Origin of the sequence: Streptomyces sp. NPDC001903, assembly GCF_042891345.1 — a bacterium.
Taxonomy (GTDB): Bacteria; Actinomycetota; Actinomycetes; order Streptomycetales; family Streptomycetaceae; genus Streptomyces.
The window spans coordinates 289,411-312,633 of sequence record NZ_JBIASZ010000002.1; the positions used below are offsets into that span (position 1 = coordinate 289,411).

General features: G+C 70.9%; 28 protein-coding genes. 14 read left to right on the plus strand and 14 right to left on the minus strand.

Annotated elements, in window-relative coordinates; genetic code table 11:
• Positions 1 to 412 precede the first annotated feature (412 nt).
• The 4 genes from ACFYZS_RS04970 to ACFYZS_RS04985 form a co-directional block, all read right to left on the minus strand.
• Entirely contained in the window at positions 413 to 850 is a 438-nt protein-coding gene (locus ACFYZS_RS04970; protein ID WP_389006933.1) for an NUDIX domain-containing protein, read from the minus strand.
• Between the two features lie 30 nt (positions 851 to 880).
• Positions 881 to 961, minus strand: a complete 81-nt coding sequence (locus tag ACFYZS_RS04975) for a hypothetical protein (RefSeq protein ID WP_360360106.1) — start codon at positions 959 to 961, stop codon at positions 881 to 883.
• 16 nt (positions 962 to 977) lie between these two features.
• The gene (locus tag ACFYZS_RS04980; RefSeq protein WP_389007539.1) at positions 978 to 1,148 is read right to left on the minus strand and encodes an SDR family oxidoreductase; all 171 of its coding nucleotides are present in this window, start codon (positions 1,146 to 1,148) and stop codon (positions 978 to 980) included.
• Between the two features lie 418 nt (positions 1,149 to 1,566).
• Positions 1,567 to 4,263, minus strand: a complete 2,697-nt coding sequence (locus ACFYZS_RS04985) for a hypothetical protein (RefSeq protein ID WP_389006934.1) — start codon at positions 4,261 to 4,263, stop codon at positions 1,567 to 1,569.
• Between the two features lie 274 nt (positions 4,264 to 4,537).
• Between ACFYZS_RS04985 and ACFYZS_RS04990 the strand changes: the two genes are divergently transcribed.
• The 3 genes from ACFYZS_RS04990 to ACFYZS_RS05000 all read left to right on the plus strand — a co-directional run bounded on the left by ACFYZS_RS04990 (position 4,538) and on the right by ACFYZS_RS05000 (position 8,561).
• On the plus strand, positions 4,538 to 5,038 hold the full coding sequence (locus ACFYZS_RS04990) for a GNAT family N-acetyltransferase (RefSeq protein ID WP_389006935.1): 501 nt from the start codon (positions 4,538 to 4,540) through the stop codon (positions 5,036 to 5,038).
• Between the two features lie 225 nt (positions 5,039 to 5,263).
• Positions 5,264 to 7,000 carry a PKD domain-containing protein gene (locus ACFYZS_RS04995; RefSeq protein WP_389006937.1) on the plus strand — a complete coding sequence of 579 codons (1,737 nt, stop codon included), beginning with the start codon at positions 5,264 to 5,266 and terminating at the stop codon, positions 6,998 to 7,000.
• Between the two features lie 79 nt (positions 7,001 to 7,079).
• Positions 7,080 to 8,561, plus strand: a complete 1,482-nt coding sequence (locus ACFYZS_RS05000; RefSeq protein ID WP_389006939.1) for a DUF6493 family protein — start codon at positions 7,080 to 7,082, stop codon at positions 8,559 to 8,561.
• A gap of 133 nt (positions 8,562 to 8,694) precedes the next feature.
• Here ACFYZS_RS05000 and rpsN read toward each other — a convergent pair whose 3' ends face one another.
• Both rpsN and rpmB read right to left on the minus strand, forming a co-directional pair.
• A complete protein-coding gene (gene rpsN / locus ACFYZS_RS05005) occupies positions 8,695 to 9,000 on the minus strand; it encodes a 30S ribosomal protein S14 (protein WP_389006940.1) in 306 nt (101 codons plus the stop codon).
• Positions 9,000 to 9,236 carry a 50S ribosomal protein L28 gene (rpmB, locus tag ACFYZS_RS05010; protein ID WP_389006941.1) on the minus strand — a complete coding sequence of 79 codons (237 nt, stop codon included), beginning with the start codon at positions 9,234 to 9,236 and terminating at the stop codon, positions 9,000 to 9,002. Before rpmB ends, rpsN begins: the two co-directional genes overlap by 1 nt.
• 66 nt (positions 9,237 to 9,302) lie before the next feature.
• Here rpmB and rpmG point away from each other — a divergent pair, with 66 nt between their 5' ends.
• The 4 genes from rpmG to rpsR are packed head-to-tail and all read left to right on the plus strand — an operon-like array spanning position 9,303 to position 11,191.
• The gene (gene rpmG / locus ACFYZS_RS05015; protein ID WP_389006942.1) at positions 9,303 to 9,467 is read left to right on the plus strand and encodes a 50S ribosomal protein L33; all 165 of its coding nucleotides are present in this window, start codon (positions 9,303 to 9,305) and stop codon (positions 9,465 to 9,467) included.
• Between the two features lie 37 nt (positions 9,468 to 9,504).
• Entirely contained in the window at positions 9,505 to 9,753 is a 249-nt protein-coding gene (locus ACFYZS_RS05020) for a type B 50S ribosomal protein L31 (protein ID WP_329124852.1), read from the plus strand.
• Positions 9,750 to 10,892, plus strand: a complete 1,143-nt coding sequence (locus ACFYZS_RS05025; RefSeq protein ID WP_389006944.1) for a CobW family GTP-binding protein — start codon at positions 9,750 to 9,752, stop codon at positions 10,890 to 10,892. Before ACFYZS_RS05020 ends, ACFYZS_RS05025 begins: the two co-directional genes overlap by 4 nt.
• 59 nt (positions 10,893 to 10,951) lie before the next feature.
• Complete coding sequence (gene rpsR, locus ACFYZS_RS05030; protein ID WP_389006946.1) at positions 10,952 to 11,191, plus strand: 30S ribosomal protein S18; 240 nt, start codon at positions 10,952 to 10,954, stop codon at positions 11,189 to 11,191.
• Here rpsR and ACFYZS_RS05035 read toward each other — a convergent pair.
• Positions 11,173 to 11,352: a hypothetical protein gene (locus tag ACFYZS_RS05035; RefSeq protein ID WP_389006947.1), complete on the minus strand. Its 180-nt coding sequence runs from the start codon at positions 11,350 to 11,352 to the stop codon at positions 11,173 to 11,175. The genes rpsR and ACFYZS_RS05035 overlap by 19 nt on opposite strands.
• A gap of 51 nt (positions 11,353 to 11,403) precedes the next feature.
• On the opposite strand from ACFYZS_RS05035, the gene ACFYZS_RS05040 reads away from it, so the two are divergent.
• Both ACFYZS_RS05040 and ACFYZS_RS05045 read left to right on the plus strand, forming a co-directional pair.
• Entirely contained in the window at positions 11,404 to 11,904 is a 501-nt protein-coding gene (locus ACFYZS_RS05040; RefSeq protein WP_389006949.1) for a hypothetical protein, read from the plus strand.
• Between the two features lie 185 nt (positions 11,905 to 12,089).
• Entirely contained in the window at positions 12,090 to 12,392 is a 303-nt protein-coding gene (locus ACFYZS_RS05045) for a hypothetical protein (protein WP_389006951.1), read from the plus strand.
• Positions 12,393 to 12,626: 234 nt separating this feature from the next.
• Here ACFYZS_RS05045 and ACFYZS_RS05050 read toward each other — a convergent pair whose 3' ends face one another.
• The 4 genes from ACFYZS_RS05050 to ACFYZS_RS05065 form a co-directional block, all read right to left on the minus strand.
• The gene (locus tag ACFYZS_RS05050) at positions 12,627 to 12,863 is read right to left on the minus strand and encodes a hypothetical protein (protein WP_389006952.1); all 237 of its coding nucleotides are present in this window, start codon (positions 12,861 to 12,863) and stop codon (positions 12,627 to 12,629) included.
• A gap of 247 nt (positions 12,864 to 13,110) precedes the next feature.
• Positions 13,111 to 13,755: a GAP family protein gene (locus ACFYZS_RS05055; protein ID WP_389006953.1), complete on the minus strand. Its 645-nt coding sequence runs from the start codon at positions 13,753 to 13,755 to the stop codon at positions 13,111 to 13,113.
• Positions 13,756 to 13,926: 171 nt separating this feature from the next.
• On the minus strand, positions 13,927 to 15,462 hold the full coding sequence (locus tag ACFYZS_RS05060) for an MFS transporter (RefSeq protein WP_389006954.1): 1,536 nt from the start codon (positions 15,460 to 15,462) through the stop codon (positions 13,927 to 13,929).
• Positions 15,463 to 15,661: 199 nt separating this feature from the next.
• Positions 15,662 to 15,997, minus strand: a complete 336-nt coding sequence (locus tag ACFYZS_RS05065; protein ID WP_389006957.1) for a DUF4190 domain-containing protein — start codon at positions 15,995 to 15,997, stop codon at positions 15,662 to 15,664.
• A gap of 233 nt (positions 15,998 to 16,230) precedes the next feature.
• On the opposite strand from ACFYZS_RS05065, the gene ACFYZS_RS05070 reads away from it, so the two are divergent.
• Entirely contained in the window at positions 16,231 to 17,508 is a 1,278-nt protein-coding gene (locus tag ACFYZS_RS05070) for a sensor histidine kinase (RefSeq protein ID WP_389006959.1), read from the plus strand.
• Entirely contained in the window at positions 17,505 to 18,266 is a 762-nt protein-coding gene (locus ACFYZS_RS05075) for a response regulator (protein WP_389006961.1), read from the plus strand. The genes ACFYZS_RS05070 and ACFYZS_RS05075 overlap by 4 nt, the downstream gene beginning before the upstream one ends.
• 32 nt (positions 18,267 to 18,298) lie before the next feature.
• Here the strand turns inward: ACFYZS_RS05075 and ACFYZS_RS05080 are convergent, their stop codons facing one another.
• Complete coding sequence (locus ACFYZS_RS05080; protein ID WP_389006963.1) at positions 18,299 to 19,237, minus strand: amidohydrolase family protein; 939 nt, start codon at positions 19,235 to 19,237, stop codon at positions 18,299 to 18,301.
• 341 nt (positions 19,238 to 19,578) lie between these two features.
• On the opposite strand from ACFYZS_RS05080, the gene ACFYZS_RS05085 reads away from it, so the two are divergent.
• Positions 19,579 to 20,187: a cadmium resistance transporter gene (locus ACFYZS_RS05085; RefSeq protein ID WP_389006965.1), complete on the plus strand. Its 609-nt coding sequence runs from the start codon at positions 19,579 to 19,581 to the stop codon at positions 20,185 to 20,187.
• Positions 20,188 to 20,290: 103 nt separating this feature from the next.
• On the opposite strand, the gene ACFYZS_RS05090 is transcribed toward ACFYZS_RS05085, so the two are convergent.
• A complete protein-coding gene (locus ACFYZS_RS05090; protein WP_389006967.1) occupies positions 20,291 to 20,770 on the minus strand; it encodes a hypothetical protein in 480 nt (159 codons plus the stop codon).
• Positions 20,771 to 20,980: 210 nt separating this feature from the next.
• On the opposite strand from ACFYZS_RS05090, the gene ACFYZS_RS05095 reads away from it, so the two are divergent.
• The gene (locus ACFYZS_RS05095; protein ID WP_389007541.1) at positions 20,981 to 21,727 is read left to right on the plus strand and encodes an alpha/beta hydrolase family protein; all 747 of its coding nucleotides are present in this window, start codon (positions 20,981 to 20,983) and stop codon (positions 21,725 to 21,727) included.
• A 129-nt stretch (positions 21,728 to 21,856) separates the two neighbouring features.
• Here ACFYZS_RS05095 and ACFYZS_RS05100 read toward each other — a convergent pair whose 3' ends face one another.
• On the minus strand, positions 21,857 to 22,471 hold the full coding sequence (locus ACFYZS_RS05100) for a C39 family peptidase (RefSeq protein ID WP_389006968.1): 615 nt from the start codon (positions 22,469 to 22,471) through the stop codon (positions 21,857 to 21,859).
• A 121-nt stretch (positions 22,472 to 22,592) separates the two neighbouring features.
• On the opposite strand from ACFYZS_RS05100, the gene ACFYZS_RS05105 reads away from it, so the two are divergent.
• A complete protein-coding gene (locus ACFYZS_RS05105; protein WP_389006970.1) occupies positions 22,593 to 23,171 on the plus strand; it encodes an alpha/beta fold hydrolase in 579 nt (192 codons plus the stop codon).
• The last annotated feature ends 52 nt before the right edge of the window (positions 23,172 to 23,223 follow it).

Below are 23,223 nucleotides of genomic sequence, written 5' to 3' on the forward strand. Positions count from 1 at the left end.
GGCGGTGGACAGACGTCGGATCCTCCCCAACACGGCAGCTCTGCGGGCAGGATCATCAGGAGGACCGCCCGCGCGACCGAGATCACCCCCATCGCGCGATCATCACTCCCCCTGTATGCGTCCGCCTACTCCAACGACGGGCGCACTGGCCGAAGAAGATCGACTCACTGATCCCGTGGACAGGCACGGGACCAGGTCGAGCGCGGCGCTGACCGCCGAGCTGGACCGCGGCGCGATGCGGCTCCGGCCAGGGAATACAGAGCTCGGGCACATCACTCACAGGTTCCTCGATTGGTCCTGAGCGCACCCCCTCTGGCTGGCCGGCACCCAGCAGCCGCAGCACACCGTAGGCGCCGTCGGGGCCGACGCACCTCGGCGTTGGTCCCGACGGCAAATCCACAAAGACGGACAGCTACTTCGCAGCCTCTGCCCGAAGGGCGCCGGCGCCGATGGCGCCCCGGAGGACGTGGGCGATCTCCTCGGGCTTGAGGTCGATGCCGTCGAGCCCCTCCACGGTCAGCGGGATCTCCTCCAGCGCGTACTCGCCCCGGCCCTCGGCGCTGAACTCGGGCCCGGAGCGGTCGTCGAAGGACCAGGTGGCGATGTGGGCGAGGTAGAAGAGGTGACGCTCCTCGTCGGTCTCCATCGTGTGGAGGAGGCGGATGATGTCGGCCTTCCCCGCGATCTCCTCGTGGATCTCCCGGTGGAGGGCGGCCTCCCGGGACTCGTCACGGGGTTCGACACCACCCCCGGGCAGGACCCAGTACACCGGGATGCCGGGCTTGGTGCGACGGATGACCAGCATCGTGTCGTCAGCGGTGACGAGGACGGCGCGGACTCGTTCGATCATTTCGGTCTGTCTCCTTGCTTGTTGACGGTCTCAGTGCAGCAGCCATCCGCCGTCGACGTGGACGGATTGGCCAGTGAGGAACGAGGCGGAGGGTCCCACGAGGAACGCCACCAGGGCTGTGACGTCTTCAGGCCGACCACGCCGAGGGACGCACTGACGCTAGATCTGGTCCTCCGGGCGCGCGGTGCTGGGTGGGGATGGTGTTCTCGGCCGAGACCTGGATAGCGCCGGGCAGGACCGTGTTGACGCAGACCCCGTACCGGCCCAGTTCGCGGGCGAGGGAGCGGGTGAGGCCCAGGAGGCCTGCCTTCGCGGTGCTGTACGCGACGAGGGCGTAGCTCCAGGCGGCCTCGCCTGTGTCCTGCCAGAGGACGCGGGGGTAGGAGCCGGCGAGGAGACCAGGGTCCGGTCACGCAGCGGGCCTCGCATCGTGACGAAGGCGTCTCGTACGGCGAAGGGATCGGCCTCCCGATCGGCCCACGTCCGAGAGCGGCGCGCACGGAGATCCTGGCGGCAGGCGGCCCGTTCCCGGCCTTCGCCCCTGTCCGACCGGCAGGCGCGGGACGTGCGGGAACGGGCACGGCTTCCGCTTGCGCGAGGGCGCCTCGTAGCGGCACCCTCGCGCGCTTCACCTCCACGCCGCCTTCCGCAGGTCATGGCCTACGCCGGCGTTGCGAGAACGCCGGCGTGGTCGCCGATGCCGTACTGCTGCGTCTCTAAGCCGAGGGGCAGGGGCGCGTCTTGCCGGGGCGGCCCCAGGTGGCGGGGTTGTTCAGGCCCGGTGGCTGGTCGGCCAGCAGGCCGCACGCCATCAGTGTCGTCACGCTCTTGTCCATGTGCGACTCCAGGACGTAGACGGCCTTGTTCGGCGGGTACTTGTGGCGGCTGTCGAGCGACAGGAGGCCCGAGGCGCCCGAGAAGTTCTGGACGCCCGGGTTCGACAGCCGCGCGTACACGTCCGCCGGCTGGAACGGCGCACTGCTGTTCTGCGGCGTCTTGTACTGCGCGTAGACGGAGTTGATGACTTCGGAGGCCACCCGGAGCGCGTCGTAGGCCCCTGCCGCGTTCCCTTCCGGCACCGAGCCGTCCTTGAACACGCTGCGGAAGCGCACGGTGAATTCGGAGTACGGGCTGTCGGGGCTCTCCGTGCCGGTGGAGTTGTTGAGCATCACGTAGAAGGGCTTCAGCACGGAGTGCGTCTTGAGCATGTCCTGCGGATCCTGCATGTATTTCGCGGCCGTGCTCTCCGAGAACACGGCGACGGGCTTCCCGTCCGCCTTCCGGCAGTCCGCGCTTGCCTGAAGGGCGTCGAAGAGTTCGGGCATCTCGCCCGAGCGGCCCGCGTACAGGATGTATCCGCCGGAGGTTCGGATCTCGGCGCAGATGTCCCGCGCCACTTCCGAGACGATCTGTCCGTTGCGGTTCTCGTAGTAGGGGACGGTGACCACCTTGCCGCCCTTGTAGTGCTCGGTGAACTTGCGCTGGAGGTCGGAGCTGAAGAACTCGTCGTCGGGGTCGTAGACCAGCACGGCCGTCCTGCCGCCGTCCTTGCCCGTCGTCAGCTCACCGATCTGCTCGGAGTTCGCGGCGAACTCGGCCATCACCTCGGCGATGCGGTCGTTCGAGGGGGACACCTGGAAGTAGTAGGAGGGGGCCCGCTCGTCCACCATCCTGCTGCCCGTGACGGAATTGCCGATCACGGGAATGCCCGCGGTCGAGATCTCCCCGACCGCGGCGAACGAGGACGGGCGGCTCTGGGTGATGCCCACCACGGCAGCGATCTTGTCCCGGTCCTTCCGGTCGATGATCTCCCTGGCGACGTCGGGGCCCTGGCCGTTCTGGGATCCGTAGGCGAAGTACTTTCCCGCGTTGGCGATCAGCAGGCGTATCTGGACGATGTCGCCCTCGCGGCCGTTGACCTGGTTCTGGGCCGCGAGCGCGCCGCGCAGGCTCTGGATGCTGACCGGGGTGGAGTCTCCGGGCTCGGCGGTGAGCGGGGCGAAGAACACCACCGTCCGGTACGGACGTCCGCTGGTCATGGCGTCGTGGTTCTGCCGTGCCGCGACCGCTTCCAGGGCCAACAGCTCGTCGTCCCGGCCGGCGACGCCCAGATGGCATTCGCGTCCGTCGGTGACCCCGACGATCTCTCCGGTGCTCACCTTGTGGCACGACGGCGACGGTTCGGTGTCGCGCTCGACGAAGTACAGGCCTCCGGCGACGAGGGCGAACACCACGATCGGGGCCGCCACGACCCGGGCGTAGTCCCCCCAGCCGTTCGCCCGTACGGTGACCTTCGGATTGGTCTCCACCCACCGATCGGCCGGTCCGTCGTCGTCGCTCGTGGAGAGCGGGAGGACGTACACGGCCGATGAGGAGCCACGGGTGTACAGGCTGTGGACACGGTCGGCGAGACCGGTCACGCTGCGGAGGTCGGCCGGCACGGTCTGCGCGTACGAGGGCGGCTCACCCTTCAGCGCCCCGAGGACCATCAGGGGCGCGGGCTGCTCGGTGCGGACGATGTCCGCGTAGGTGTCCAGCAGCTGGCGGACGGGCGTGCCCTCCTCGCCGACCTCGGGAAGGAGCAGTACGAAGGGCCAGCGCCGGCGGACCCGGTAGATCCACAGCCGGGACGGGGCGGCCGCCCTGGACAGATCGTTCAGCAGGGCCATGAGCAGCATCCGCTGGATCAGAGCGTGGTTGCCGCGGGCGGTACCGGACGGGGTGATGGTCAGGGCCATGCGGAGGAAGTTCGCGCCCTGGGGGCGCCGTGAGCCGACCCAGCGCAGGCTGCGGCGTCTGCTGAGCCACAGGCCGTAGACACGGCGGGGCAGTCCGACGACCAGGAGCTGGAAGAGGGAGAGCCAGATGTTGACCAGGAAGTTGCCCCCGGTGGCACCGGCCAGTCGCGCCAGGGTGCCCAGGAGGGGGCGCCGGAGCAGGAGCTGGAGGTAGAGCTCGTCGCGCAGTCGGCGTCGCTTGGTTGCCGTGGACCCGGCGCCGACCTGCACGTCCAGGACTGCGCGGCAGGTGTGGAACCGCGGCAGCCGCAACTCGCCGGCGCCGGGGGGCATCGTGCCTTCCAGCTGCTCGACGATGGCGTCCAGCAGGGCGACGTGCCGATCATCCGCGGCGCCGGGCACCTCGCCGGGCCGGGCGTCCCGCGGGGCTGCGTCGCCGTCCTCGATCAGGGCGTGCGGGACGAGGTCGACCGCACGGCCGGGATCCTCCTCGTACAAGCGCTCGCGGTAGCCCAGGACGACCGTGCGACCGGTGGATGCCTGGACGGTCCCCGGCGGGGCGGGATCCCGTTTCAGCAGCATCACGGGTAACCGGCGGCTCGCCCCCCGGTTGGCCGCGAACGTGTCGAACTGCTCGATCAGGTACTCGATCCCCTGGGGAAGCGGCCGTTGCACGCTGCTCCTCTGCGCATCAGGACGCCAGGCCGCGAAGCCAGCCGTCTTCCGGATACACCGCCGCACGACAGAGCTCGGCCAGATGCCATCACACCCCCGGGCGGTCGCAACCGACCACCCGCCCCCCAGCGGCAGTGAGTTCCGCCACATTAGCGGGGTGCCCTGCCGTGCCGCTGGGGAATACGCGGGTTGCCCGTACGGACCCGGACCGGGCCGCGTCGCGGTCCCGCCGAGCGGCGGCCAACGCCTCTTCGTGCCGTGTGATGCTGGCGTCATGACTGATCAAGGCGAGGTCGCCATCGTCCGCTGGCCGGACCACAGCCCTTCCGCTGAGGACGGGCTGGCAGGTTTGCTGACGGCCTACCACCTGGGGACGGAGGCGGAGAAGGGCGGGGCCGTTGCCGACGTGCACGGGCTGCCCGAGCGCTACCAGGCGGAGGTCCTGGACCCACGGACCGCGTTTGTCGACGATGCCGTCCTGTTGGCCCTGAGCGGGGACACGGTCGCGGGATGCCTGGTGGTCACGGCCCCCACCGGCGGCCGGTCCGAGATCAAGAGGCTCTGGACCGACCCCGCGTTCCGGGGCAGGGGCATTGCATCCGGCCTGCTCGGCGCCGCGCTTGCGCACGCCGCGGAAAACGGCGTGAGCGGTGTGCGGTTGTCGGTGTGGAAATGGCGGACCGGTGCCATCGCCCTGTACGAACGGCTCGGCTTCGTCATCACCGAGTCGTGGGACGAGCGGGACCAGCTGATCTGCATGGAGCGCGCGGTGTGAAGCACGCGTCCTGTCCTTTGGTCTGGGCAAGAGAGGAGCGGCCGGCAGATGACGGAGCGGCACACGCCCTCCTGTCGATCGCAAACCGCACAGTCGGCAAAGCATTGACCCCTATGGAGTGAATCGCGCCAGAACCCCGTGACCCTTGGCCGGAACCCTCCATACGGTTGCCCCTCTTCACTCATCACCACAACTGGGGGGCCGGTGCGCAACCACCGACTCGTAATGACCGCTGCCTTCGTGGCAGCCGGTCTCGGCATCATCCCGGGCATCGCGCAGGCGGCGGATCCCGTACCTGTCGCGGCCGGCGTGGCCGAGGCGATCGCCAAGGCGTCCACGTCCGAGGGCTTCCACAGCACCGCGGACCGCACGATCCGTACCGCCCTGCCCACGGCCGGCGAGGGGAAGGCCGAGGCGAACTCCAAAACCGCCGCACCGCAGAAGGCACAGGCGGCGCCCGCCGAGCAGGCCGCGCCCACGCAGAACGCGGAGGCCGCAGCGACCGAGCAGGCCGCACTGGACGCGGGGGCCAACCCGGCCCTCGCGGTGGATGTCAGCGGCACCAGCTACACCGCACACGGGATCGAGCTCACCGCCCTGATCACGAGCGCCGACTTCGCGCTCGACGTCGTCATCGACTGGGGCGACGGGAAGACCGACGCGGTCACCGCCCAGGGCAACTACGAACTGCACCACTCGCACACGTACGACAAGTCCGGCGAGTACCAGGTGCAGGTCAAGGTGACCGACACGGCCAATGCCGTCCAGGCCACGAACGGCGGGGCGTTCCTCACCCCCGGCGCCGACTTCACCCCGCACACCCCGACCCGCCTCCTCGACACCCGCAACGGCACCGGAGCCGCGGTCGGCAAGGTCCCCGGGCAGGGCTCCGCCCGCGTCAAGGTGGCCGGCAACGCCTCCGTCCCGGCGGGGGTCACCGCCGTCGCCCTCAACGTCACCGTCACGGAGACCGTCGACAGCGGCCACGTGACCGTGTGGCCCGGAGCCGGGTACGAGCGCCCGAACACCTCGAGCCTCAACTACACGGCCGGCCGGTCCGTCCCGAACATGGTGATCGTGCCCGTCGGCGAGGACGGGTACGTGGAGCTCTTCAACGGCGGCTGGCAGCCGGTCGACCTGATCGCCGACGTCACCGGCTACTTCACCCGGGCCTCGGCGAGCGGCTACACCTCGATGACGCCCGCCCGGTTCGTCGACACCCGGGAGGGCGTCGGCACGGCCCGCGGAAAGCTCGCCGCCCGCAGCGCCTTCACCACCCGGATCGGCGGACTGCAGGGGGTACCCCAGAACATCAAGGCCGTGGCGCTGAACGTCACGGTGACCGAGCCCGAGGGGCCCGGCCACATGACCGCCTACTCCGGCACCGGGCCGGTACCGACGGCGTCGAACCTGAACTTCGTACCCGGCCAGACCGTGGCCAACGCCGTGATCGTGCCCGTGGCCGAGGACGGCACGATCAAGATCTTCAACGGGGCCTGGTCCCCGACCCACGTGGTCGTCGACGTCGTCGGCTACTACAGCCCGGACAGCAAGGCCGCCTTCCTGCCCTTCACCCCCTTCCGTACGCTCGACACCCGCGAGGAGGCGTACGGCTGGCCCGGCGGCAGGTTCCGGGCCCGGGAGTACATCACGCAGGGGTTCACTCCCGAGGCGGCGACGGGTGTCGAGGCCTACGTGCTGAACGCCACCGTCACCGAGACCCGCGGCACCGGATTCCTCTCGGTCGCCCCGAGCCCGTACGCGCTGCCGGCGGCGGGCGAGCCCGCCGCACCGGCCGGACCGCGCCCCGTCTCCTCCACCCTCAACTGGACGACCGGCGACACGGTCCCCAACATGGTCCAGGCGAGCGACGGCGACCACGGCGTCATCACCTTCTGGAACCAGGGCCACGAGGACGCCGACCTGGTGCTCGACGTCTTCGGTGTCTACCAGACGAAGTGACCCCCGGGGTGGCGCGCGCCCGGGCGCGCCACCCTCGCCCCGGCACGGGTGTGTCAGTGGGCTCCCCTAGCGTTGCGGCATGATCTGGACCGCCGCTCAGGACACCCTCCCGCCCGTGCCTCCCGCGCGCCGGCTCGACCCCGCGCCCGAGGGGATCGCCGAGGCCGTCGAGCTCACGGCGGCCCACCTCGACTCCCGCGCACACACCGTGGCGGACTTCGAGCGCTCCCTCGACGGGCTGGTACGGCATGCCCACCGCGACCGCCACCCGCTTGCGCGGGCGCTCGCCGACGCGCTGGGGCACCGCTACACCGAGGAGATCGAGGCACAACGACTCGGCGGTCTCAACGTCGTGGCGGCTTCGCTGCTGTGGCGGGTGCCGGGGTACAGCCTCAAGCCCGAGTACGTACGCCGCGGCCGGGGGCACGAGGAGTGTGCGCAGGGCGGTCTGGAGCTGGTGCTCGCCGCGCGGCTGCGCGAGATCGCGTACAGGCTCATGTCCAAGGAGCCGCTGCCGTTCCTCCTGTCCACGCCGACCTGGGACACCGGCGCGCTGGAGGCAGCCGAGCTGGTGGAGCGGCTCACCGAGTACCGCCGGCTGGGCGTACGGCCCGGTCCGGCCGACTTCGGGCAGGCACTGCTGCGCGTACGGCGTGACGGTGCCGCGGGAGGGGCGGCCGCCGAGGTGGCCTCCCGCCTCGGTACCGCCGAGGGCTCCCGGCTGGCCGCCTGGCTCGGCCCGGACGGCGAACCGGGCCCCGCGCTGCGCCGCGTCGCCGAACCCGACCCATCGACCCGGACCCACAAGGCATGGCGGCGGACCGGCACCGCGGTCGCGCAGGTCACGTACCTCAGCGGAGAACGTGCGGCTCTGCAAAGGGAGTTCCCGGAACCGTTCCACTGGCTGGGCCCTCCGCACCGGGGATTCACCCAGTGCTACCACTGGCACGAAGGACATCCCGTACGCGCGTCCGTGCTGCCCGAGGACCGCGAGACCCAGGCGGCGTGGCTCCTGCCGCAGGTGACGCTCGCGGCGACGGCCGGCGATCACGGCAGCTCCTGGATGCTGCCCCACCTCGCCCGGCTGGGCGGCCCCGCGGGCCCCGCGCTGCACGCCGCCGTGGCCGCCGGGCTGGGCGGCCGGTACGTGGAGAGCCGCCGCCCGGCGGTGGAGGCGCTGCTGGTCCTGGCGGCCCGCGGCGATCTCGACGCCCCGCTGCTGGGCCGCGAGCTCGCCGCCATGACGGCCTTGGGCACGGTGAAGCCCAACCGACTCGCGGACGCGGCCCGTTGCGCCGCGGCAGCGGGCGCGTACGCGACCCTCTGGACCGTACTCGCGGAGGTACTTCCGGCCCTCCTGCCTTCGGTACGGGGCGCGGGCGAGGTCCTGGCCGTGGCCGCCTCCTGCGCCGAGCACTGCGGAGCCACCGGCCCGATCCCCGACGCGGTGACGGCAGCCGCAGCCCGCCGCGGCTCCTCCGCCGTAACCACCGAAGCCCGCCGCCTGAGCACGGCACTCACCGGCAGCTCGCACGATCATTGGAGGGCGCGTTCCGCCTGAGCCCGTCACCGGGCCGGTGATCCGTGGTTCATGGGGCCTCCACGCTGGTGGCATCACCTTCCGCTTCGCCTGCGTGCCCACATCCCGCCGGGATGTGGGCACGCCTGCGTTGCAGGACTACCGGACTACCGCCCTACCAGGACGACTTGGTGACTCCGGGAAGGAATCCGGCGTGCGCCTGTTCGCGCATGCGTACCCGGGACAGCCCGAACTTCCTGAGGTGTCCGCGGGGCCGGCCGTCCACGCTGTCCCGGTTCCGCACACGGGTCGCGCTGGCGTTGCGGGGCTGCTTGCGCAGTTCTGCCAAGGCGGCCGCGCGTTCGGTCTCCGTCGAGGACGGGCGCCGGATGACCTCCTTCAGCTCGGCACGCCGGGCGGCGTACCGCGCGACGACCGCCTTGCGCCTCTCGTTCCGGGCGATCTTGCTCTGCTTGGCCATCAGACCTTCACCCCCCGGGCCCGGATCCGGGCTACGGCGGCCTCGACACCCATGGCGTCCACGGTCTTGATCGCCTTGGCGGAGAGCTTCAGCCGCACGTACCGGCCCTCGCCGGGCAGCCAGTACCGCTTGCTCTGGATGTTGGGGTCGAAGCGGCGCGAAGTGCGCCGGTGCGAGTGGGAGATGTTGTTGCCGAAGCCCGGCTGGGCGCCGGTCAGTTGACAGTGGGCGGACAAGGGGATACCTGCCTCTCTTCGATCACGGCTTGTTGATAATGGGAACCATTGTCATATACTAGCGCCATGACCCGCTCCGAAGTACGCCCGATCATCAAGCTCCGCTCCACGGCCGGCACCGGATACACGTACGTCACCCGCAAGAACCGGCGGAACGATCCCGACCGCCTCGTACTGCGCAAGTTCGACCCGGTGGTGCGCCGGCACGTCGACTTCCGCGAAGAGCGCTGACCCTGCCCCCGTCCGCCCCCGCCTGAAGGACACCCGCATGAAGCCCGGAATCCACCCCGCCTACGGCCCCGTCGTCTTCCGCGACAAGGCCGCCGACTTCGCCTTCCTCACCCGCTCCACCGCCACCAGCGACAAGACGGTCGAGTGGGAGGACGGCAACACCTACCCCGTCATCGACGTCGAGATCTCCTCGCAGAGCCACCCCTTCTACACCGGCACCGCCCGCGTCCTGGACACCGCCGGCCGCGTGGAGCGCTTCCAGCGCCGGTACGGGAGCAAGGCGTGACCCTGCCCGTCGCCATCGTCGGCGGCCTCCACTCCGACGCCCGCAAGGAGGTCGTGGACCGACTGCTGCACTCCGTGCCAGGCAGTGTCGCCCTCCACCACGACCTGGCCACGGGTCCCGCGGGCACGGTGCTGCGCGTGGTGCGCGACGCCTCCGGTGAGCTGTCCCGCGGCGAGGCCCCGCTCGTCAACGGCTGCGCATGCTGCGCACTGCGCGAGGACCTGGTCCCCGAGCTGGAACGGCTGGCCGTCAACGGGATGACCCGGCTGGCCGTCGTCGAGCTCTGGGACTCAGTCGAGCCCAAGGCGATGGCCGAGGTCGTCGTGGAACACGGTGGAGACGTACTCGATCTCACGAGCGTCATGACCGCGGTCGACCCCGCGCTCGTACTGCCGTACCTCGCCAACGGCGACGACCTGGCCGACGTGGGGCTCGCTGCGGCGGCCTCCGACCAGCGCACCGTCGGGGACACCTGGGCGCGGCAGTTGGAGTACGCCCCCGTACTCGCCGTCGTCGACAGCGAAGACGCCGACGAGGAGGATCGCGCCCTCCTCGCCCAGCTCCACCCCACCGCCCGCCGGGTGTCGGCCGGATCCGGGGAGCTCGCCCAACTGGCCTTCGCCGGCTTCGACGTGGAAGCGGCGGCCGCCGCCCAGCACCCGGCCTGTGCCCTGCTGCCGCAGGAGGCGGAGGAGGCGGGAGTCACCACACTCGTTTGGCGACGCCACCGCCCCTTCCACCCCGAACGGCTCTACGAGGCCCTCGAGGACCTCTGCTGCGTCGCCGCCCGCAGCCGCGGGCGATTCTGGCTCGCCGACCGACCCGACACCCTGCTGGCCTGGGATGCCGCCGGCGGCGCCCTGTGCGTGGAGAGTGCCGGCCCCTGGCTGGTCTCCCTGCCCGACGCCGCCTGGGAGATGGTCCCTCCGATGCGCCGGGCGGCCGCGTCGCTCGACTGGCACCCCGAGCACGGCGACTGCTGCCAGCACCTCGTCTTCACGTCGCCCGGACTCGACCGGCACGGCCTTGAACAACTCCTCGAGTCCTGCCTGCTGACCGACGCCGAGTACGCGGCGGGACGCGAGGCCTGGAAGACCCTCCCCGCCGCCTTCGACTCCCTCCTCGACCCGGTCTCCTGACCCTCCGGGATGGAGCACCTCCATCGTCCACGACCCCACACGACCCAAAAGGAACCCTGATGGCCCGTCGCCAGATCGCTCACAAGCCCGTGAAGTCCCGCCCCAACCCGCTGGACACGGCGAAGGTCACGTACATCGACTACAAGGACACCGACCTGCTGCGGAAGTTCATCTCCGACCGCGGGAAGATCCGCAGCCGCCGGGTCACCCGGGTCACGGCGCAGCAGCAGCGACGGCTTGCCGTGGCGATCAAGAACGCCCGGGAGATGGCACTGCTTCCCTACGTCAGCAGCCGATAGGGATTCGAGAGCGCCTCCCGGTCGATCTCCGCTCGCGGCGCACCGCCCCTGCGGGCGGGGACCACAGCGCCGACCACCTGCAGGTCGACATCCGCTTCGAGGCCTTGGGCCGTGTGGGTGGCGGGGCTCGCACCCTTGCCGTGGTGGCGGTCGTTGATCATCCGGGGGCCCGTCAACGAGGCGCCCCCGCACCCGAGCAGAGGCGAACCGCAATGAACCGCACACTCTTCCGCCGCTCCCGTCTCGGCCGCCGGGCGCTGGTGGCCGGCGCAGTCCTGATGGCCGCCCTCGTACCGATGACCACCGCCGAAGCGGCCGCGCCGTCGAACTCCGACCTGGAGGTGGTCCGGATCGACCCGGATGACACCGCACCCGGCGGCACCACGACGGTGCACGGCTTCACCACCAACCTCGGCCCGGAGCAGACAGCCTCGCCGTTCACCGTGGTGGTCACCCTGCCGGAGGGGGTTACGGCGGTGGAACCGTTCTACCCGGAGAACTGCACCCGGTCCGAGAACGGCCACCAGGTGCGCTGCACGTTCCCGGCCGGGCTCGTCGTGTTCCGCAGCGCAACCGCACAGATCCCGGTCGAGGTCGCCCCTACCGTGCCCATCGGCACCCTGGAAGGCGGATCCGTCACAGTGACCAGCCCCGACGACCGGAACGGCGCCAACAACCGCGAGCCCTACACGATCAAGGTCGTGGAGGGCTGACCGGCGAGGAGGCCCCGGATGGCAGTCCTGTGCCACCATCCGGGGCGTTCTCCCACCACTAAACCTCCCACACGGCGCTGCCGCGAGGCTCTTTCACCCCTACACGTCACCTCACGTTGAGTAGCAATAGGCTACTCTCGGCGACGAAATGGGTATGGCGAGACGAATGAGGCAGGTGGACCGGGATGCGCGAGACACGACGCGTGACGCGGGTACTGGGGGCGTGCGCGGCGGCACTGGCACTGGCGCTGGCAGCGCCCGGTACGGCACAGGCAGCGGACGGCGTGCTCTTCATCGACAGGGCAGCGATTCACGACCCGTCCGGCTGCTACCCGTTGGGCGACTTCGTGCCCTCGGAGGTCGCCAATTTCACGAACGAGACCGCCTACGTGTGGTCCGGTCCCCACTGTGACGGGCGCGTGACGGGCTCCGTCCTGCCCGGGCAACTCATCCGCCCCGCCCCCGGCATGAGCCTGTTCATCCAGTAGCACCCCATCCGGCAGCAGCGCGGCGCCGGCCCCCCTCGCCTTTCGACAGAAGAGGAACCGGCGTCACGCGGGCCAGGGTGTCCGGCGGGTGCGAGGTCTGCAGCTGCTGTGCCGCCATCGCGGTCGTCCCCGCGAAGGCGTGCACCACCACCTCCACCCGCGACGTCTACGCGTAGCAGGTCCGCCGAGGGCGGTTGCCGGCCGGCGGCGGTGGTGGTGCGCGTCAGGCTGCGGCTACTTCGAGTGGTCGATGACGTTGCCGTTGGAGCAGTTGTTGGTGTGGTCGCCCACCCAGTCCCCCAGGACGGGTACGACGGCGACTTCCTGGAGACATACCGCGGCGGCGGTGAAGTTCCAGTTGTTGGCGGCGTTGACGCCGCCGCCGAAGTTCGAGTCGTTGTCGGCGTGCGCCGGAGCGGCGAGCCCGACCGCGGCGAGGGTGAGGACGGCAGCAGTGATGATCTTCTTCATGCCCTGTGCAACGACAGCCGCCGGGCGCGGACACGCCCCGTAGCCCATGCGGCGCGAGCCCGAACGGGACGTCCCGCCGTACGCTGAACCACGTCCGGACGGAACCGAAACGGGCCGTCGACCGGTATGCGGTCGCGATCGCCGCCGAGGTGCACGTCGTGGCACGGCATCAGGCGGCCGGATCTCCACCGGCGCCTGACCTGCTGAACCAGAGACCCGCTTGGGGCGGGACAGCGGCGGGTCCGTGTCAGGCGACCAGCTCGTAGATGCTCCGGGCCGTCAGCCACAGGCCGGCGAGCAGGGAGAGCGAGACGATCAGCTGCTCCTGGTGCTGCTCCAGCCAGCTCCGCAGGGAGTTCAGCCGGGCGTCCGCGGCCGCGGGTGCCCGGAGTGCGTACATCTCCATGACGATGAGGCTGAGCGTGGCCAGCAGGCAGTAGCCCGTCAGTGCGAGCCAGTCGGTGGGGGTGGAGAGGTCCGCGTCGATGGCGGTCGCGGCGCCGGCGCCGACCAGGGCCCAGGGTTGCAGCACCCATGCCAGGCCCGCCGCGGTGGCCGGGGAGGCGTTGTCGATCCGGGCGGCCCAGCGGGGTGGGCCGTGCGGGCGGGGCGGTCGGCGGTGCCGGTGGACGCCGTACAGCACGAGAGCCACGCCGATGGCGAGTTTCGCGGCGATCGCGGCGGTCGAGGGCGCGCTGTGACGTTCCGGGGGCTGTCCGCCGGTCAGCAGCATCACGCAGGCGATGACCGCGATCAGGTTGGCCAGCCACGACAACAGGAACGCCATGCCCAGGCGGGGGCCCCGCCGTGAGGAGAGGAGCAGGATGAAGGCGCTGTTGTGCAAAGGCCCCAAGGTGACGGCCGTACCGATCACCACCAGGTCGAGGAGCATGGGATCTGCCGCTCCTGGGGGTCAGGACCGTCTGCCGTGTGTGGACGGGTGGGACCGGTCAACAGAGTCGGGCGGCGCTGCGGTGCTGCATCCCGACTCTGCAGGTGGCGGCCCGGCTCGTCAAGCAAGCCGCGCGCGACACGGTCGGCGACCGGTTGACCGGCCGAACGCTCAGGCCCGGGTTCCCGGTCCGCTCGGCCTCCCGGTGGCGGCGGAGGCGGAGTCCTCGGTGTAGTAGCGCAGCAGGAGCTCCCGCTCGGCGTCCCGGTGCGGGAACATGCAGAAGATCAGCAGCGCGCCCAGGGCGATCGCGGCGAGGCCGACGGTGTACGCCCAGTCGTCGCCGTGGAGGAAGGACTCGCGTGCTGCCGCGACGATCTGGTCCGCGTACTGGGGGTGCTGCTCGGCGACCTGCCCGGCGGAGGCGAAGGACTTCGTCAGCTCGCTCTGGACCTGGTCCGACACGTCCTTGCTCTCGGGGGAAGCGGCGATCGCCGCATTGAAGGCCGAGGCATAGCCGGCGGTGAGGAGCAGGCCCATGACGGACTGCATGATGGCCCCGCCGAGGTCCCGTTGCAGGTCGGCGGTGCCTGAGGCCATGCCGGCCCGTCGCACGGGCACCGATCCGGTCAGCGAGTGGGATGCGGGGGTCCCGGCGAGGCCGGCCCCGATGCCGATGAGAACGTAGGCGAAGCCGATCTGCCAGTAGCTGCTGTCCTCGCCCCAGAACAGCAGCATCCAGGCGAAGGCGAGGAAGAGGAACGCGTAACCGGCCAACAGGGTGGTGCGGGCGCCGCGTGTCTCGACCAGCCTCGCGGACCGTGGTGCCACGAGCACCATCATCACGACGAGGGGGAGGATGGCGGCGCCGGCCTCGACGGGGTTGTACTCGAGCACGTTCTGCAGGTACTGCTGGCTGACGAACGCCGACCCCATCATGGCGCCGTACACGATGATTCCCGCGCATGCGGCGACCCAGAACGTGCGCCGGCCGGCGATGTGGAGGTCGTACAACGGGTTGGGAGCCCGGCGCTGACGCCAGAAGAACCCGGCTCCACCGGCCACAGCGATCACGGCGAGACCTACGACCAGTGCCCCCTCGCCGGGGACGGCGGCGAAATTGATCGCCAGCACCAGTCCCGCGATCAGGAGGACGGACAGGATGCCGCCGAGGTTGTCCACCGGTTCGGTCGACTCGTTGGCGTGCGCGGGGACGAACAGCAGGGCCATGACCAGCGCGACCACGGCGAGGGGCAGGGTGACCATGAACACCGACCCCCAGTAGAAGCGTTCGAGCAGCGCGCCCGCGATCACCGGCCCGAGCATGGAGATGCCGCCGCCCAGGGCCGACCACAGCGCGATCGACTTCGTGCGCCCCGGCCCCGACCACAGGGCGGTGATCAGTGCCAGGGTGGTCGGGTAGGCCATGCCGGCCGAGAGCCCGCCGAGGATCCGGGCCACCACGAGGACCGTGTCGCTCGGAGCGTACGCGGCGAGCAGGCAGGCGGGGATGGACAGGGCGATGCCGAGGAGCAGCAGCAGCTTGCGCCCGTGGCGGTCACCGACGGCGCCCAGATAGAGCACCGACGCGGCCAGGCCGAGGGAGTACCCCACGGCGATCAGGTTCAGCGCGGTCTGGGAGGAGTCGAAGGCCTTCCCGATCGCGGGCAGCGCCACGTTGGCCACCGACAGGTTCAGGTTCGCCACCGCGGCGACGGTGATCAGGGACGCCAGAACGAGCGACGCCCGCGCTGGGGCCTCGCGCGGGACATCGATGCGAGGCGCGCCGCTTTTCGACATGGAACCTCCGGGGCGAAGTGGGGCTTGGCGAGAGTCTTGCCTGATCCGCCGTGCCGCACATCGCCCCATTGGGATGACACGCCCACCGTCGGCCCGGGCGGGCCGTTCAGTTTCCGTTCAGGTGCTGGCGGACGCACTGCGCGTACTGGTGGAGGCTGTCGGGCTGGTAGCACTCCTGCGTCTTGTTCGCGTACCAGACCATGAACACGGCGACCAGCCCGGACACCACGATCGCGAGGGACGACGTCACCACGGCGGTGATGGCCTTGCCCCGCCCCACACCCGTCCGCTTGGCCGCCATCAGCGCGGCGATGCCCAGGATCAGGCCCGCTACGGCGAGCGGGCCGCCAATGAAGACGACCGAGGTGCACAGGCCGATGATGCCCAGCGTCATGGCGGCCGTGGCCCCGCCGTTCTTCGGCTCCGTCGGGCCCGGCGTCATTCCGTTCGGTGCCGCCTTCCGACTCCGTACGGCCTGGTCCTGTGCGCACGCCCTGTGATTCGGCGGTGTCTCGGTCCCCTGAGCGTTCATCAGCCCGTCCTTTCGTCCCGTCAACTGGTGAGATCCCGATTCTGGTTGCGGGCACCCACGGACACATCGCGGGAAGGCGGGAGGCTTCACTCCCCCGATCGGGGGAGGTCGCGGGTGGGCCGTGCGGTCATACTTACCTGGCCATGTTCAGAGGAATCCGGCCGCTGCTGCGCGGCTCCACGTATTCGGGTGCGCTCTTCGCCTATTGCGGCGCGTTGGCGAGCCTTCCGTTGCTGCCCTTCGCGGCACTGCCGGCGGTGGCGTGGCCATCCGCTGCGGTGGCTGTGCAGTTCGTTCTGACCGGGCTGGTCTGGGCCGTACTGATCGGGGTGATCGGGCTGGCCCGTACCACGCAGCGGGTGCTGATCGCTTGCGCCCGGCGGATGCTGGCGGTGCCGTTGCCGGATCCCGTGGGCGGCGGGCGGCGGCGTGCGGGGTCGCCCGGTGAGGGGGCGGCCTCGTCCGCGGCATCGGGCGCCGACCGCCTGCGGACCCCGCTCTGGCTGCTGTCGCAGGTGGTGCTGGGGTGGACGGGGGCGCAGCTGAGCATCCTGCTGTTCATCGCGGGCCTGCTCCTTCCCGGTGGTTGGGCGGGCGCCGAGGCCGAGGTGAGTGTGAACGGCTGGTCTCTGCGGGCGGAGAGCGGCTGGCAGAGTTGGGCGGCCGCGTTCTGCTGCCTTCTGCTGGCGGCGGCTCTGTGCCTGGCGGTGACGTACGCCCTGCGGTGGCTGGCGCCCAGGCTGCTGGGGCCGTCTTCGGCCGAGCGGCTCGCGCTGGCGGCCGAGCGGGAGCGGGTGCTGGCCGAACGCAATCGGCTGGCCCACGAGTTGCACGACTCGATCGGACACACGCTGACGGCCGCGACGATCCAGGCGGCAGTGGCGGGCGAAGTGCTCGGTTCCGACCCTGTGGCGGCGCGGGCCGCCCTGCGGAGCATCGAGGAGTCGACCCGGGCGGCCCTTGAGGACCTGGACTACGTGCTGGGCATGCTGCGCGAGGAGAAGGCGGGCACGGCGCCCGCCCGCACGCTGGCCGACCTGCCCGAGCTGCTCGACCGGCTGCGGCACGCGGGCGCGGTGGTGGAGGCGGAGCTGTCGGGCGACCATGCGCAGGTGCAGGGGACCCTCTCCCGGGCGGCGTACCGGATCCTCCAGGAAGGGCTGACGAACGCGCTGCGGCACGGAGCGGGAGGTCCGATCCGGGTCGAGGTGGCGGCCGCGTCGGACTCATTGGAGCTCGACGTGGTCAACCGGACCGGAGGCCGGAGCGGAATGAGCCAGGGCGCCTTCCCGACGTCCGGGCACGGCCTGCCCGGCCTCTTCGAGCGCGTGCGGCTGCTGCACGGCGAGATCGAGGCCGGTCCGGACGGACCGGAGCACTGGCGGCTCGCGGTCCGGCTGCCGGTACGGTTGCCCGCATGATCGGCTCACAAGCGGGCGCGGCGGTCGCGACCGGCCCCGGCGCGAGCGCGCCCGTCACCACCGACACCGCGGCCGTCACGACCGACACCGCCGCCGCCCCCGGCAGCACCACCCTCCTGATCGTGGACGACGACGAGGTGACCCGCAGCGGTCTGCGCACACTGCTCGCCATGCAGCCCGGGATCGCCGTCGTCGGGGAGGCCGTCGACGGCATCGAAGCGGTCGAGCGGGCGCGGCAGTTGCGGCCGGAGGTGGTCCTCATGGACGTACGGATGCCGCGCTGCAACGGCATTGACGCCACCCGGCAGCTCCTTGCCGAGTCGGCCGACCCGCCGAAAGTCGTGGTGATCACCACCTTCGAGAACGACGATTACGTCACCGCCGCACTCAGCGCCGGGGCCAGCGGCTTCGTGCTCAAGCGGCTCCCTGTCCCCAAGATCGCGGAGGCGGTGCGGGTGGTAGCGGCGGGCGAGGCGGTTCTCTTCCCGGCGGCCCTGCGCCAGATGGTCACCGCCCGCCCACGGAAATCCGCCGAGGCACTGCCGCAGGCCGCGCTGACGGTCCGGGAGGAGGAAGTGCTGCGCCTGATGGCCACCGGGCTGTCCAATCCGGACATCGCGGAGTCGTGCAGGGTGAGCCTGGAGACGGTGAAGACGCATGTCGGGAACGTGCTGACCAAGCTCGGCGCGCAGAACCGCACCCACGCGGTGGTGATCGCGTACGAAACCGGCCTGGTCGTGCCCGGGGTCACAAGCTGACGCAACACCAGGTGGTCTGATCACCCGGGCCGTCAGGCGCGTGCCAGGCGGGGGAAGAGGAGCTCGGCGTTGCCCCGGTTGATCAAGTGGAGCTGCCCATCCTCCCAGTGCGGGTAACCGTCCAGCCCGTCGTCGAAACCGCTGCACCACTCCTCGGGCACCATGGGGAAGTCGCTGCCGTACAAGACGTGTCCGGGCTCGGCGAAGGCAAGGAGCGAGGGCAGCGAGGCGGGGCCCGCGCAGAACGCGGTGTCGAAGTAGAAGCGCCGCAGCTCGGCCAGGAGGTCCGCGGGAGTGGTGCCCGGGCGCAGCCGGGCGGCGGCCGCGAAGCGGTGGGCGGCGTACGGCAGGAAGCCGCCCGCGTGGGGAAGGATCATCTTCAGGCTCGGGTACCTGCCCAGGACTCCGGCGACGGCCAGGTGCAGGGCGGTGCGAGCGGTGTCGTACGGGAAGTCCACCAGCGGGCTGGGCAGGCCCGGGACCATCGCGCCGGGCGGCGCGGTGGGGTGGACGAGGACCACTGCCGCGCGCGCGTCCAGCTCGGCCCAGAGGGGCTCGAACTCCGGGTCTCCGAGGTAGCGTCCATGGGCGTTGGACAACACCATCACGCCGTCGGCACCCAGCTCGTCCAGGGCGTGGGCGGCTTCGGCGAGCGCTCCGTCCACGTCCGGCAGGGGGAGGACGGCGAAGTTGCCGAACCGGTCGGGCCGGTCCTTCACCAGCTCCGCGGTGAACTCGTTCACGTCCCGGGCCGTGGCCCGAGCCCCCTCGACGTCATCGGGAGCCCCGAGCGGAGCGGCGTACGAGAGGATGCCGGTGGCGATCGAACGGCGGTCCATCATCGCGATGGCGCCCTGCCAGTCCCACGCGGGCACCGGCCAGCCGAGGGCAGCGGCGCGGTCGGCGATCGCGCGGCCGCGGTCGGGCGGGATCACGTGGTGATGGACGTCGATACGTGCGTGTTCGCTCATTCCGGTCCTCGTTTCCCTCCTGCCGGTCTCCGGGGCGGCCGGTGCACCGTGGGCGGGAACGCGGGGCCGACCGCAGTCCATGAGACTCCATCGACGCCGACGCCCGACAGCGCACGCTCACACTGCCAGAGCCGGTCCACCCGTCCGGCCCACGCACCCCACCTCGGGGGGCGGCACCGTCCGCGCCTCGGCCTCGTCCAGGTGCTGCTCCGGGCCTCCTCGGGGGTCTTCGGTGACCGGCTCGTGGATGCCGGCTGCGTCCATGACCTCCCCGCGATCGCCGGGGTACGGGCTCCCGGTAGCGTCACCGGGACACTCGTATCGAAGGAGAGCACCCACTCGTGGACCTCGGCATCGTCGGGCAGGCCGTCGGGCTGTTCGCCGTCACGAACATCGACGACATCCTGATCCTGGCGCTGTTCTTCGGCCGGGGCGCCGGCCACCCCGGGGCCACCCGCCGGATCGTGCTGGGCCAGTACCTGGGCTTCGCCGCGATCCTCGCCGTGGCTGTGGCCGCCGCCTTCGGCGCCACCTTCCTGCCCGAGTCCGCCATCCCCTATCTCGGCCTGCTGCCACTCGCCCTGGGCCTCAAGGCCGCGTGGCAGGCGTGGAAAGACCGCCGGGACGGCACCGGGGAGGGTGAGGAGCAGGAGGAGGCCGAGGACGGCGGGCCGAGCCCGTTGGAGGTCGCCGCGGTCACCTTCGCCAACGGCGGCGACAACATCGGCGTCTACGTGCCCGTCTTCGCCACCGCCGGCATCGGCGGCATGAGCGTGTACGCCGCGGTGTTCCTCGTGCTCGTGGCCGTGTGGTGCTTCGCGGGCAAGTTCTTCGCCACCCGGCCCGTCATCGCCAAGGCCCTCGCCCGCTGGGGCCACATCCTGCTGCCCCTGGTCCTGATCGCCATCGGCCTGCTCATCCTCGTCCAAGGCGGCGCCTTCGGCCTGTGAACCTGGGTCCTTCCTCCGCAGCCGGCCCGCTCAGCGGCCGTCGGCGAACGCGGTGAGCTGGCCAAGAGTTGGGGCGCCAAGCCGATGGTAGGGACAGGACGAGTCAGTGTGAGACCCCAACACTGCTGACCCAGACGGCGAAGGGCGTGTTCTCCCGATCGATGTCGGTGCCCTCCGCGCGGCTCTGCACATCGTCCGGGTCCGCCCAGGTGACGAACCCCGGTTCGCTGTCGTTCAAGAACCCCTCGACGATCGGGCCGAGATCGTTGCACGCCACGTGGTTCCCGCCCAAAGGCAATGCGTCCGGGGCCACAGAACCAGTCGAACACCGGAGCTGCCCGGCTTGCTCGTCGTGCCACACATAGAACGTCGCCTCCCCTGGAAAGCCCAGCTCGCGAACGCGTGCCCGGATGGCGGTGGCAGTCCGCTCGAAGGCGGCCACCACCTCGGAAGCGGACAGTGATCCCCTGTCTCCTTCCGCCGCGCTCAGCCACCAGGTATTGGTATCCAGCTCCGTCTGCCGGTCAGTCGGCTCAAGCACCAAAGGCTCGTCCGCCACCTCGGCGATCCATGTCAACAGCACCCCGGCAGTATCACTGCACAGCACCGGCCGCACGAGCCGTCATGAGAAGCGACGTCCTGAGGGCAGGCGCCTCCCTACGATGTCGCCATGATGATCTCTGGCCAGGGACAGCCGCTCATACGTGTCCTGTACGACGAGTCCCGACGTGACCTGCGGGATCCGACGCGCCCGCGCCCTGTTCGTCTGTACCTCTGGGAGCCGAGCCGCCCGCTGGCCGCACGCGCTCCGCTTGTCCTCGTCTCGCACGGAACCGGCGGCTCCGGCAGCAACATGGAGTGGCTGGTCCGGCCATTGCGCGAGGCGGGTTTCCGGGTCGTTGCTCTCGATCACCACGGCAACAACTACGTCGACGGCTACGAGCCGGAGGGCTTTCTCCACATCTGGGAACGGCCCCGTGACATCTCCTTCGCCCTCGAGGAACTCGCCCGGGAACAGCCGCTTGGTCCGGTCGGTGTGGCGGGCTTCTCCCTCGGCGGCTACACAGCCGCCGCCCTTGTCGGGGCCCGTGTCGATCCGCACATCCTGTGGGCCGTACTGGCGGGAACGATCCCCCTGCCGGAAATCCCCGAGTTCCCCGGCGTGCTGGACGCACTGCGGAAGAAGCACCCGTTGGACGAGTCGTCACGGCGTGCGCTGGATGCCGCCGCAGCAGACCTCTCGGATCCCCGGGTGCGAGCGGTCTTCCTGGTAGCGCCCGGAGCGGGCGGTCTCGTGACCCCGGAAAGCCTGGCAAGGGTGCGGGTCCCCGTGGGCATCCGCTGGGGTGGAGCGGACACGGTCAACCCGTACGACGTCGACACCAGGCCCTACCTGGAGCAAGTCCCCACGGCGCGTGGCGGCTCGGCCGGCCCTGATGTCCGCCACGACGACTTCTTCGCCCCGGAGCCTGCCGACCCGACTGTCCGTCTTCGGGTCGGCGGGGAGGCGGCCGCCTTCTTCCGGCAACACCTGGGCTGACCCCTCGGCCCGGCGCCCACCTGCGGTCGACGATCTGTTCCGGCTGCGGATCGACCCGGGCGAGACCGGTACGGATCGTGGGCGGGCGCAGACACCGTCCGGGCCGGTTCGGGCCTGTGTTCAGGGTGTTCAGGCCAGCGATAGTCCGCGGCCGGCGAAGAAGTCGCCGAACTCGGCGAGCGGCAGGTTCGCCGTACGGGCCTGCTCTGTGTGGCCGGACGGATTGCGGAAGTGCACGGTGTCGCCCTGGCGGCCGGTGACGAGTACGAGGTGGCCGCCCCTGCCCGGGGCCGGGTTCTCGGGACGGCGGATTTCCTTGTGTACGGAGGCCATCACCAGCCGACCGGAGTCCAGCAGGGCCAGAAGGTCCGGCTCCGTGAGCGTGGGATGGACCTCGGCGTGCATGCCGTGGATGTCGTGTACGTACTGGGCGAACGGGGCGTAGATGAGGCCGTGGATCGCTCCGCTGTCCGCGTCCTCGGTGTAGGCCCCGTACTTTCGGGCACCGTCGAGGAGTTCGAACAGACTGGGTGCGTCGCCGGTACGGGCGAGGAGGGCCATGCGCAGGCAGGCGATGCCGCACATGTGGCCGCACCAGGTGCGGTAGGTGTCGAGGTCGGGGGCGCCGCTCTCGGCCCAGCGCGGATCGGCTCCCCCGTCGTGGCCGTCGTAGACGATGGCGGCGATCAGGTCCGGGCTGGCGTACTGCGTGACGGTGGGGAAAGGGAGGTCAAGGTCGGGCATGTGTCGGGTCCTTCCGTTGGGCGGGCCGGCCGGCTGGCTGGCTGATGAGCCGGTGGACGGCGGGCAGGTCCACGCCGCCGCCGGAGATCACCACCCCGATCGTCCCCGATTCGTGGGGCACATGGCCGCTGACGACTGCGGCCGGGGGCGCAGGCGCGGCTGGGGCGGGGGCTCGGCCGGCATCACGACGGTGGCCGGCTTCGTGGACGGATCGGGCTGGCAGGGGGTCTACGACCACCTGACCGCCGACGGCTACCGCGTCGCCGTCGTCCAAAACCCCACCCACTCAGGCGAGTCCGTCAGCGCCCTGATCGCCGACCCGCCGCCCGGCGCACCGGTCCCCCCGATCCTGCCGCCCCAGGACGGCTTCCTGTTCCTCGACCGCGAGCGCTTCGCAGCCTCCTTCGCCGCCGACGTACCGGAAAACCTGGCGGCGTTCATGGCCGACTCCCAGGTCCCCTGGGGCGTCGAGGCTCTCGAAGGCGCAATCTCCGAACCGGCCTGGCAGACCAAGCCGTCGTGGTACCTGGTCGCCACCGACGACCGCATGATCCCGCCGGCCGCCCAGCGCACCATGTCCGAACGGGCCGGAGCAACCGTCACCGAGACCCCCGGCAGCCACGCCGTCTACGTCTCCCGCCCCGCCGTCGTGGCCGCCGTCATCACCCAGGCCGCCCAGGGGGTCAACGGTCAGGCCTGACAACACAAAGGCCCGCCACGCCAACGCACCACCCCGCACCATCTCGCCCGGC